This is a genomic window from Sporolactobacillus inulinus, from assembly GCF_006539285.1.
GTDB lineage: Bacteria > Bacillota > Bacilli > Bacillales > Sporolactobacillaceae > Sporolactobacillus > Sporolactobacillus inulinus.
This window is the reverse complement of record NZ_BJMS01000103.1, coordinates 1-10,607: the sequence shown is the minus strand read 5'-3', so window position 1 is coordinate 10,607 and position 10,607 is coordinate 1. Positions and strand designations below refer to the sequence as shown.

At 44.0% G+C, this 10,607-nt stretch carries 12 protein-coding genes; 9 read left to right on the top strand and 3 right to left on the bottom strand.

What is annotated here, in order from left to right; genetic code table 11:
* Positions 1-109 precede the first annotated feature (109 nt).
* The 8 genes from ccpC to SIN01_RS12375 all read left to right on the top strand — a co-directional run bounded on the left by ccpC (position 110) and on the right by SIN01_RS12375 (position 6,605).
* Positions 110-979 carry a transcriptional regulator CcpC gene (ccpC, locus tag SIN01_RS12410; RefSeq protein WP_010024324.1) on the top strand — a complete coding sequence of 290 codons (870 nt, stop codon included), beginning with the start codon at positions 110-112 and terminating at the stop codon, positions 977-979.
* A gap of 45 nt (positions 980-1,024) precedes the next feature.
* Complete coding sequence (gene dapD / locus SIN01_RS12405; protein WP_010024325.1) at positions 1,025-1,735, top strand: 2,3,4,5-tetrahydropyridine-2,6-dicarboxylate N-acetyltransferase; 711 nt, start codon at positions 1,025-1,027, stop codon at positions 1,733-1,735.
* 41 nt (positions 1,736-1,776) lie between these two features.
* Positions 1,777-2,886: an N-acetyldiaminopimelate deacetylase gene (locus SIN01_RS12400; RefSeq protein ID WP_010024326.1), complete on the top strand. Its 1,110-nt coding sequence runs from the start codon at positions 1,777-1,779 to the stop codon at positions 2,884-2,886.
* 67 nt (positions 2,887-2,953) lie between these two features.
* Positions 2,954-3,148, top strand: a complete 195-nt coding sequence (locus tag SIN01_RS12395) for a DUF4097 family beta strand repeat-containing protein (protein WP_010026501.1) — start codon at positions 2,954-2,956, stop codon at positions 3,146-3,148.
* A gap of 163 nt (positions 3,149-3,311) precedes the next feature.
* Entirely contained in the window at positions 3,312-3,641 is a 330-nt protein-coding gene (locus SIN01_RS12390; protein ID WP_010026503.1) for a PadR family transcriptional regulator, read from the top strand.
* Positions 3,628-4,185 carry an HAAS signaling domain-containing protein gene (locus SIN01_RS12385; RefSeq protein WP_010026504.1) on the top strand — a complete coding sequence of 186 codons (558 nt, stop codon included), beginning with the start codon at positions 3,628-3,630 and terminating at the stop codon, positions 4,183-4,185. Before SIN01_RS12390 ends, SIN01_RS12385 begins: the two co-directional genes overlap by 14 nt.
* On the top strand, positions 4,182-5,126 hold the full coding sequence (locus SIN01_RS12380) for a DUF4097 family beta strand repeat-containing protein (protein WP_010026505.1): 945 nt from the start codon (positions 4,182-4,184) through the stop codon (positions 5,124-5,126). Before SIN01_RS12385 ends, SIN01_RS12380 begins: the two co-directional genes overlap by 4 nt.
* 471 nt (positions 5,127-5,597) lie before the next feature.
* Positions 5,598-6,605 carry a cytochrome d ubiquinol oxidase subunit II gene (locus SIN01_RS12375; protein WP_010026506.1) on the top strand — a complete coding sequence of 336 codons (1,008 nt, stop codon included), beginning with the start codon at positions 5,598-5,600 and terminating at the stop codon, positions 6,603-6,605.
* 65 nt (positions 6,606-6,670) lie between these two features.
* Here SIN01_RS12375 and rnjA read toward each other — a convergent pair whose 3' ends face one another.
* Together rnjA and SIN01_RS12365 are read right to left on the bottom strand one after the other, a co-directional pair.
* On the bottom strand, positions 6,671-8,377 hold the full coding sequence (rnjA, locus tag SIN01_RS12370) for a ribonuclease J1 (protein WP_010026507.1): 1,707 nt from the start codon (positions 8,375-8,377) through the stop codon (positions 6,671-6,673).
* Positions 8,378-8,380: 3 nt separating this feature from the next.
* Complete coding sequence (locus SIN01_RS12365) at positions 8,381-8,590, bottom strand: DNA-dependent RNA polymerase subunit epsilon (protein WP_010026510.1); 210 nt, start codon at positions 8,588-8,590, stop codon at positions 8,381-8,383.
* Between the two features lie 263 nt (positions 8,591-8,853).
* Here SIN01_RS12365 and SIN01_RS12360 point away from each other — a divergent pair, with 263 nt between their 5' ends.
* Complete coding sequence (locus SIN01_RS12360; RefSeq protein ID WP_010026511.1) at positions 8,854-9,642, top strand: Cof-type HAD-IIB family hydrolase; 789 nt, start codon at positions 8,854-8,856, stop codon at positions 9,640-9,642.
* A gap of 301 nt (positions 9,643-9,943) precedes the next feature.
* Here SIN01_RS12360 and def read toward each other — a convergent pair whose 3' ends face one another.
* Positions 9,944-10,501 (bottom strand): peptide deformylase, encoded by a 558-nt coding sequence (gene def / locus SIN01_RS12355; RefSeq protein WP_010027835.1) that lies wholly within the window; start codon positions 10,499-10,501, stop codon positions 9,944-9,946.
* Between the last annotated feature and the right edge of the window lie 106 nt (positions 10,502-10,607).

Genomic DNA, 10,607 nt, shown 5'->3' with positions numbered 1-10,607 from the left:
TAGACATTATATCATGTCTATTTTTTTTGTCTACTAGATAAGGTTTTATTGAACGATTTTGTGGTATGATCAAGAATCAGATAGACACAAAATTGTTGGAGGACGAGGTATGAAATTCGCTGATCTGGAACTCATCGTCGTGTTGTCTGAAGAAGGAACCATGAGTAAAGCTTCGGAACGGCTCTTTGTTTCTCAGCCCGCACTAAGCCAGCGGCTCCATGCCATTGAATTAGAATGGAACGCGAAATTGTTTGTTCGTTCCAGACGTGGCGTCATGCTGACTGCAGAAGGAGAACGCATTGAAAAATTTGCGCGTAGCACACTGGAACGGATGGCGGAAACACGTGCGGAACTACGGGCTCACGCATCGGAAATTTATGGGACCTTGAAATTAGCGGTGTCTTCTGTTAACGGGCAGTACTGGCTCCCAAATGTATTAAAAACCTTTGTTGATGAGTATCCTCATGTAAGAATTTCATTGGCAACAGGTTGGTCAAGTGAGGTACTGAAACAAATTTATCGCGGTGAATGCCAAGCGGCGATTGTTCGTGGAACTCCGAATTGGAGCGGGGGTAAACTGCATCTTTTCTCTGATCCGCTTCAATTCGTTGATTCAAAAATTACGCGATTAGAAGAATTAAACGTGGATGATCGTCCCTATGTTCAATTTCGTAGTGACTCAAGCTATGATCAAGTGATTCAGAATTGGTGGCATTCCCAAAATTTGAGACCGCCGAGCCGTACAATTTTGGTTGATCAGATCGAGACGTGCAAACAGATGGTTACACATGGAATCGGCTATGCAGTGCTGCCGTCAATCAGTTTGACCGAGCAAGATCGCGTGCAGCGCATTCCGTTACAGGATCATCAGGGAAGAGCAATTGTTCGTGATAACTGGTTGCTCTATGATCAGAAAGCGACACGCTTGAAACAGGTTCATGCTTTTATTGAACTGGTGAAACGTGGACTTTTTTCCTGACTTTCGTTAATATATCAAGTGAAACGACTATATGGAGGGACTTTTATGAAACAAATGGATGCACATGAAATTATTTCTTTTTTGCAAAACAGCATAAAGAAAACACCGGTTAAAGTTTACATAAAAGGTGATCTAAGCTCACTTTCATTTGGAGCAGAGGTTAAATCATTTATTAGTGGACAAGCGGGAACGCTGTTTGGCGATTGGAAAGCTATTGAACCGATACTGTCCGCCAATAAAGATAAAATTGAGGATTACGTTGTCGAAAACAATGCAGCAAATTCTGCAGTGCCGCTGCTTGATCTCAAAGGGATCGAGGCCCGTATTGAACCGGGAGCGCTTATTCGCGAAAAGGTTGAAATCGGCAAACAAGCAGTCATTATGATGGGGGCAGTGATCAATATCGGCGCTGTGGTTGGCGAAGGAACGATGATTGATATGAACGCAGTGCTTGGCGGACGCGCGACTGTAGGGAAAAATTGTCACATCGGCGCTGGAGCGGTACTCGCTGGTGTAGTGGAACCTCCGTCGGCACAACCGGTTGTTATTGAGGACGACGTCCTTGTTGGCGCGAATGCCGTTGTTCTGGAAGGTGTTCACATCGGTAGAGGCGCCGTAGTCGCTGCTGGTGCCATCGTTACCAAGGATGTTCCCGACTATACGGTCGTTGTGGGTGCTCCTGCTCGTGTCCTGAAGAAAATTGATGAAAAAACGCGTTCAAAAACAGAGATCATGAAGGAACTACGTCAATTATAATCATGCGGGTAACCCGCTTGAAAAATGGGAAGGGACCAAATATGGACTATGTTGCTGTAAGACGTGCGCTGCATCAGATTCCGGAGCTCGGTTTTGAAGAGGTGGAAACGCAAGCGTTTCTGCTTGATCAAATAAAACAGTTGCCTCAAGAACGTGTACAAATTAAAAAGTGGAAGACCGGGTTGCTTGTTCGCGTGGCTGGAACCCATCCAACGAAGGTCATTGGTTTCCGTACGGACATCGATGCCCTGCCGATTAAAGAAAATACCGGCTATTCCTTTCAATCCAAAAATGTAGGCAATATGCATGCTTGCGGACATGACTTTCACATGACGATCGCATTGGGGGCACTTGAGGACGTTGTTCTTCATCCGGTGAAGGAAGACGTATTATTTATCTTTCAACCTGCTGAAGAAGGGCCGGGAGGAGCCCTTCCCATTATGGCAAGCAGCGAATTCCAAAACTGGAAACCAGATTCGATTTTCGCATTGCATGTATCCCCTGAATTTCCTGCAGGAACGGTAGCGACACGAGAGGGTATTCTGTTCGCCAATACTTCCGAATTGTTTATCGATTTCTTTGGTAAGGGTGGTCATGCTGCGAGTCCGCATCTGACACATGACACCATTGTGGCTGCCAGTCATTTTGTAGTGGGTTTGCAAACCATCGTTGCACGGCGCGTGAATCCACTTCATTCAGCTGTGTTAACAATTGGAAAAATATCCGGGGGCACAAAGCAGAACATCATTGCTGAACATGCGCGTGTTGAAGGGACAATCCGAACGCTTGATCAGGAAACGATGAAGGCAATTAAAGCCGATATTGAGCGCCATGTTCAGGCGGTAGAAACCGCCTATCAGTGTAGAGGTGAGATTGATTACGGTGCCAACTATTATCAGGTCTTTAACCGTAAAGAATATGTTGATCCGTTTATTCAATTTTGCAGGCAGAACAAGTATCCTCTTGAACTTTGTGATGAGGGAATGGCCGGCGAAGACTTCGGATATTTTTTGCGTGACTTTCCAGGCTTTATGTTTTGGCTCGGTGTTGGAAAAACAGCGAACTTGCATTCAGCGGATTTTAAGCCCGATGAAGCAGCACTTGCTCAAGGAGTTAAAGTTGTCAGTACGTATATTCGAGAAGGTTTTTAACAAAATAAAACGAAAGATCTTTCGGAGCGAAATAATCTTTTTCGCTCCGATTTTTTTACTGGCTTGAATTTACACTTTAAGTGCAAGAGAGGAACCGGATTCCGTTACGATGGATTATCGTGGTTCTTCAGGCGACGGATCTTTGCGTATTAAGGATATGCTCTATGAAGAAAAAAGCGACCACCGAATCGTCGGCAAGAAAGGCGACGGCAGATACACCGTCAGAGTACAGACAAGTTCCGGCGACTTCAAATTCCGATAAATGAGTAAGAAAATGATCCGACCAACTATATTGCATTAATCAGTAGAGTGTATTATTCTATACACATGGAATGAACGAGTCGATCACGCTATCTTTTGGACATCTATTAGATAATAATCAGTAGTGATCAATAAATACATCTTGATTTGAAAGGATGAATCACTTGAATGTTCAGTTCAAAAAAGGTGTTCTGGAACTTTGTGTGCTTGTGCTTATCGATGGTAGAGACCAGTACGGGTACGAACTTGCTCAGAACATTTCGAAAAAAATTGAAGTGGCTGAGGGTACACTTTATCCGCTGCTTCGGCGTCTGACGAAGGAAGGCTATCTATCCACGTATCTCGGCGAGTCAACTGAAGGACCGCCAAGAAAATATTACTCCATTACAGCAGAAGGGGAGCAGTATATGAATGCATTAATTGACGAATGGAAACAATTTTCCGAAGCGGTTGATCAATTTATTAAGGAGGGAGCGGGACATGGTGAAAAATGATTTTTTTCGTAACCTGAACCACTTGCTGAGAGAACTCCCCAAAAAAGAGCGTGATGAAATTCTAGCGGACTTTGAAGAACATTTCACGATTGGATCTAATGAAGGAAAAACAGAAGAAGAAATCATTCAAGAACTCGGTGATCCAAAAGATATTGCTAACGCGGAACTTGCCGATTATTATGCCACAAATCCGGCGAGACAGGGTGGGGCAACGTCAGCAACGCGCTCGCTGCTGCTCGCTATGGTCCTGATTTTTTTTAATCTGGTGGTTGTTGCAGGACCTGCTTTCGGCATTTTCTTCGGATTTATTGGTCTATGGGTTGGTGCCATTTGTCTGGTGATCAGCCCGCTGCTTTCGCTTTTATCCTATTTTCAGTCTGGTTTTGATGCTTTTTTATTCACCTTCTTCGTATCGCTTGCTTGCTGCGGAGTAGGCTTACTGCTCAGTATCGCATTGAGCTACATCGGTAAATTTCTTTGGCACGCATGTGTCGGTTATGTCCGTTTTAACATGGATCTCATAACAGGGAGGAAGCGATCATGAAAAAAATTATCTATATTGCCCTGGCACTCATTCTTATCGGCGCTATAGGAGGATTGATTGTTTTTCAAACAACAGATCTTTTCCAAACGAGCAAAGCAAGCGCACAAACAAAAACAGCATCGGTCAATGGAATAAAGAAAATAAATGTAGACGTATCCTCGCTGGATGTTGAAGTAAAGAAAACAAATCGTGATCAATTGTCTGCCAAGGTGAAGGGCTGGGGCAATAAGCAAATGATCCAAGGGGTTAAGCTTGCGATCAATAAGGAAGGCGATGCTCTTCATGTGACTGCAGTGCGGAATCAATCGTTTTTCACCTTCACTATTGGTTGGTCAAAGCTAATCATCGAGGTTCCGGAGCAGGCGTATAACCAAATTACTGTTGATGTGGGCTCAGGAGATCTTTCTATTGAAGACCTACAGGCAGGACACTTGTCTTTAACTTCCGGCTCCGGAGATGTCACTGCTAAAAATAGTAAGTCTAGAGGGAATTTTATCGTTCAGGCGTCCAGTGGTGATATTGATATGCAGCATAATCAAGCCCAGAACGAAGCCCGTGTCTCTGCAAACAGTGGAGATCTTGACGTGTCCGATTTGACTGCCAAGTCCACGCGACTTGAAACGGCCTCCGGAGATATTGATGTTCTAAGGTACAGCGGATCTCTGATTGCACAAGCTAATTCGGGCGACCTAGACATTGAAAGTCACCAATTGTCCGGAGATATTGATGCGCAAGTAGCGAGCGGTGATATCGATATTAATTTTGCGCAGGATCCAGATTCATTGTCCGTTGACTATCGCGGCGGGTCAGGAGAAGGCACAGTTAATCTGGACGGATTCCTCTTTAAAGAAAAAACAGATCACCTCATTATCGGACAAAAAAGCGACGGCAAATACAAAATCAGAGTGAGAACAAATTCCGGAGATTTCAATTTGCAATGAGTGATAGTGATAGAAAATAAAAAAACGATTCGCTGAGTGAAACTTGGGCGGATCGTTTTTCTTTACACACTAGGATGCATATTTTTTCAACAAGGGAGAAACTGTCCTTTGATGGTTCTGAATAAAACGAAGAATGGATGATCCGCATGGAGCAGCAAAACACGAGTTTTGACTATTTGGACAGCAACTGATTTGCTGTCATTGAAAAAACAGGGCGAGAGGATCGTCCTGTTTTAATTTTGTTGAAGGGGAGATCGTGGAGCAGGGGACTAAGAGGAGCTCATGAATCTTGACGGAAGGTCTGTTCATTTGATGCTTAGCCGGCACAATACATTAGACCAATTGAACTGAGCAGTGGTGCTTATTTGTACCGTTTCAGTGTATCTTTTCGTGAAGCACAAAGGTTCTTTGGTATAATGGGGAGGAAGACTTAACAGAAAGCGTGTTTGCAGACTGGAGCGTACAGATCATATGATTGGAGCAGTGTTTCTAGTTATTCTTTGGACGATAATGTACGGATATATGATTGCGGCATCAATAGATTTTGGCATGGGTTTTTACCTGTTCTACGGCCAGTATTTGGGACATGAGGGACGGTTTTACGCGCCGCTCCAGAGGTGGCTGTCTCCAACCTCTGAATTCATGAATATCGGCTTTGTGCTTATTTTTGCGGCTGTGATTGGCTTCTCTCCGGAAATTCTCCTTAATTTTCAGACCCCGCTTATTTTTTGCGGTGGCCTTGCGATCGTTCTTATCGTTGTAAAAGGAACGTTCTTTGCACTTGCTGAATTGTTACCGAGAGGAAGTACGGCAAGTCGCGTGTTTTCAAGCGGTAATGGGATTATCGGAATTTTTATACCCGTTGTTCTGAGCATTGTGCTTGTGATTAGTGAGGGCGGTTTTGCTGATTATGGAACAGGAGCATTTTACGCATTTGTTCGATCTTTGACGTTCAATGTATACTTTTGGTCGGTTGTACTGATTGCGGTTGTCAGTATCTTCTATATTAGTGCTATGTATCTTGTACAGTTCGCCTGGAAAATGGGCAACGAACCGCTCACAGAACATTTTAGGAATTACGCGCTGTTTCTAAGCATGCCGACCGTATTGGCCAGTGGCGTTGTCTTTCTGGGGTTGGAATCGCAAAACCCTGAACATTTCAGTGCGGCTTTGGATGGTTTATGGCCGTTTGTCCTCTCACTGATCTGTTTGCTTGCTGCAGTTACCTTAGTTTTTCTTAGAAAATATCCGTGGACCTTCCTTTTTGTTATGCTTCAATATTTCTTTGCTTTATACGGTTATACGGTTTCTCATTTCCCTTATCTTGTTTATCCGGATATTGTTTTGAATTCGGGATTGTCCAACTGGGCGAAATCCGCATGGTTCTTCGTCTTTTCTCTTGTGATTAGCATAGGTACGTTGGTTTGCTATTTGCGCATTCGCTGCTGGAATGTAGCGGATCAGAAACATCATGAATAATGAAATAAGAAAAAGCACAACGACCCGAAAGGGCTGCTGTGCTTCATTTTTATGAAAAAACAGTGTTATTTGCTGTTTTCCATTTGCTTGTTTGCTTTTTCATCAACTTCCATAATAATTGGAAGGATCATTGGTTTGCGCCGTGTACGTTCATAGAGGAATGGTGCCAAAACATTCGTGACCTCGCTTTTAATCTGTGACCATTGCAAGGAATTGCGTTGGATGACTTCCTGTAGACGCTGAGTCAAAAGGCTTTGTGCTTCATTGATTAAGTCCCCGGACTCACGCATGTAAACGAATCCTCGTGAAATAATGTCAGGCCCGGCAAGCAGCTTATGGGCTTCGATATCTGCACTAACAACGACAATAACTAAACCTTCTTCGGAGAGAATCTTGCGATCACGAAGAACAATATTACCGATATCACCGATTCCGCTTCCGTCGATGTAAACGGTGCCGGAAGGGATCTTGCCAGTTACAGTCGCAGAATTTTGGTCAAGAGCAAGTACATCGCCAATACTCATTATGAATGAATGATCGTATGGGATTCCGCAAGCATGTGCGGTTTCAACATGCTTTTTCAGCATGCGGTATTCTCCGTGGATCGGCATAAAGAATTTTGGCTTGAGCAGGCGCAGCATCAATTTTTCTTCTTCCTGACCACCGTGACCAGATGTATGGATATTGCTCAGTTTTCCGTGAATAACATCGGCACCGGCACGATAGAGCTGGTTAATGGTCCGGTTAATGCTTACTGTATTTCCCGGAATCGGCGACGAGGAAAAGATCACCGTATCCCCAGGCTGAATCTGGATTTGCCGATGAGTTCCGTTTGCGATCCGTGATAATGCGGCCATCGGTTCGCCTTGGCTGCCGGTACATAAGATCGTTACTTCTTGATCCGGCAAATGATTGATTTGCTGATGGTCGATAAACGTATCCTCAGGGGCATGGATATAGCCGAGTTCTTCACCTATGGTAATGGCGGCTTCCATGCTACGGCCAAACACGGCAATTTTCCGGCCGGCTTCTACCGAGGCATCAACGACTTGCTGAAGCCGATGAATGTTTGATGCAAATGTGGCGAAAATGATCCGTCCGTCAACCTTACGGAAAATATCTTTAATATTTTCGCCAACTTCACGCTCGGTCATGGTGAAGCCGGGTACTTCCGCATTTGTTGAATCCGACATAAGGCAAAGAACGCCTTCCTTGCCGATTTCAGCCATTTTGGTTAAATTGGCGATTTGACCGCCGACCGGAGTAAAGTCGAATTTAAAGTCACCGGTTTCAACGATATTTCCCTGAGGTGTTTTAACGACGACGCCATAGGAATCCGGAATGCTGTGTGTGGTTCTAAAGAAGCTGACCGATGTTTTTTGAAATTTAATGATGTCGTCTTCCGTGATTTCATGAATCACTGTGGTTCGAAGCAGATTGTGTTCATCCAACTTGTTTCGAATCAGTCCTGCGGCTAACTTTCCAGCATAGATAGGTATATTGACCTCACGCAGCAGGTAGGGAACACCGCCGATATGATCTTCATGTCCGTGAGTAATGAACAGACCCTTGATTTTATCAGCGTTCCTGACTAAATAGCTGTAATCGGGAATGACATAATCGATACCGAGAAGGTCATCTTCTGGAAACTTGATTCCTGCGTCAATAACGATAATCTCATCCTGAAATTGAACAGCATACGTGTTTTTACCGATTTCTCCCAGTCCGCCAAGAGAAAAAACGGCTGTTTGATGGTTCTTAACGAATTTCATAAATTACAGTTTCTCCAGTTTAAATGCGGCAGACTTTTTTTCATAACCAAGGAACTTGCCAGTGAGCGGCTGAATAAATTCCACGTTGTATGGTTTGTCTGCAAGTTTTTTGCGAACATCGCGAATGTCCGCTGCTTCAAGATAAAGGGTCTCTGTCTGTTCCCTGACAGGGATTTCATCTTTAGACGACTGATATAATACTTTGTAAATCATTATGCGTATTCCCTCCAACAAAAAAATGTTCTACAAATCATTATATATGAAATGGCGATCTTTTTCACTGTCTAGCTTCTTAATTGAAGGAATGCTTGCCAGTGCGATGTGAAACGGTTTAGATTTATTTTTGACGTTCTGCGAAAAATCATACCGGAAAGCCGATGTTATTTGTTTAAACTGATATAATGGAACGAGGGTTTTGAATCGAACGAACGGTTCGCTTGAATCGATTCGATCCAGAAAAAAGGGGGATTTTTGACGTGTCGAAACCGAAGATTGTTTTCTTTGATATTGATGATACATTGTATGACTATGATAAAAAGATTCCGGAATCTACTGCAGAAGCCGTGCACCGGCTGCAAAAGGGCGGGGTAATTACTGCGATCGCAACCGGCAGAGCGCCGTTTATGTTCCGCGACCTCAGAGCGCAGCTGGATATCCATACGTTTATCAGTATTAATGGCTCGTATGTCGTTCATCAAGATGAAGCGGTGTATACGAACCCGCTTCAGGATTCAGCGCTGCATGCCCTGATCGAAAAGGCTGACGAGCTTGGCTGGTCGATGACACTAGTCAATGAGGAAACGATGAAAATGGCCGGCCCTGTTGATGAGAAAGCAAAGAAGGGGATTGCAAGCTTGAAACTGCCTTTCGCATTTCCAGAGCAAGATGCTCATTTTGCTGAGGATCATCCCATCTATCAAGGATTGCTTTTTTATTCAGAGGCTGATAATTCGCGTTTTCTAAAGGACACCCCGTTTAATGCGTTTCGTTACGTTCGCTGGCATGAGTATGGCGTGGATGTTATCCCGGGAAGCGGCTCTAAAGCAGCTGGAATAAAACAGCTTTTGAATCGTTTGAATCTCACCCCTGAAGATGCTTGCGCATTTGGGGACGGGAATAATGATGTTGAGATGCTTGCTTATGTGGGCACCGGTATTGCGATGGGGAATGCTGTAAATGCTGCAAAAAAATCAGCAAAACTTGTGACTACACCGGTCGATCAAGACGGAATTTATAATGGATTGAAAGAAATAGGGTTGTTGTAAACAAAAGCAAAAAAGACCGCCGCGGCGGTCTTTTTTTTACAGGGTAAGAAAGTTTATAATTTTGCCCGTCTTCAAACCAATAAACCAGTGTCATGGCTGAGCATCAAAGCGGAGGTGCTCTGACGCCTGCGGGATCGCGCCTTGTTGAAGCGTGCCAGCGAGCAACCGAAGCGACGATTCAGCACCGAAAAGACACGAGCCCATCACACATGGTTGGAGAGTAAGGACCGGGCGCTTTTTACCCGGTTTTTCTTAAGATCAAACGGAAACGGACTGCAAAGGTTTGCATCAGCAATGCGGATTAATAGATGTTATTTTCCTCCACATGATCCGGAATTTTAAACGGATCTTTCTTATCAATCCGATCGTAAAACAGTATTCCGTCCAAATGGTCGATCTCATGCTGAATGGCAATGGCAGGGTAACCCTTAAGACGAAGCGTTAATGGTTTACCGTTTAGATCAAAAGCGCTCACCTTAACTCGCGCATGCCGTGGTACAAATCCGGGAACTTCGCGGTCAACGGAGAGACAGCCTTCACCGCCATCAAGATAGGTGTTTTCAATCGAATGGCTGATGATTTTTGGATTGAACAGCATGTACTCATAATGCTTGCCATTTTCATCATCCAAATACAAAGCGATCATCCGCTTGCTAAGCGCAATTTGCGGTGCTGCAAGACCAATACCGGCGCGCAGGCCGTATTTTTTTGCAATCGTTTCATCTTGACTATTTTTTAGAAATTGAAGCATTTCTTTTAACGTATTTTTTTCGTCTTCTGTGGCAGGAAGCGGGACTTCCTTTGCGACTTGTCTGAGAATCGGGTTACCTTCCCGAATAATATCATCCATTGTAATCATTTATGAGCACTCCTTTAAATGTTCACGAACACGGGGTCCGCTGAACAAACTTTCTAATGCTTAGTTTATCATTAAAAGGCGCAGATGTTTACCTTACTGATCAAAA

Coding starts and splice junctions, on each gene's coding strand:
- SIN01_RS12375 (WP_010026506.1), top strand. CDS start 5,598: ATGATTGGAGCAGTGTTTCTAGTTATTCTTTGGACGATAATGTACGGA.
- SIN01_RS12400 (WP_010024326.1), top strand. CDS start 1,777: ATGGACTATGTTGCTGTAAGACGTGCGCTGCATCAGATTCCGGAGCTC.
- dapD (WP_010024325.1), top strand. CDS start 1,025: ATGAAACAAATGGATGCACATGAAATTATTTCTTTTTTGCAAAACAGC.
- ccpC (WP_010024324.1), top strand. CDS start 110: ATGAAATTCGCTGATCTGGAACTCATCGTCGTGTTGTCTGAAGAAGGA.
- SIN01_RS12365 (WP_010026510.1), bottom strand. CDS start 8,590: ATGATTTACAAAGTATTATATCAGTCGTCTAAAGATGAAATCCCTGTC.
- SIN01_RS12385 (WP_010026504.1), top strand. CDS start 3,628: ATGGTGAAAAATGATTTTTTTCGTAACCTGAACCACTTGCTGAGAGAA.
- SIN01_RS12380 (WP_010026505.1), top strand. CDS start 4,182: ATGAAAAAAATTATCTATATTGCCCTGGCACTCATTCTTATCGGCGCT.
- def (WP_010027835.1), bottom strand. CDS start 10,501: ATGATTACAATGGATGATATTATTCGGGAAGGTAACCCGATTCTCAGA.
- rnjA (WP_010026507.1), bottom strand. CDS start 8,377: ATGAAATTCGTTAAGAACCATCAAACAGCCGTTTTTTCTCTTGGCGGA.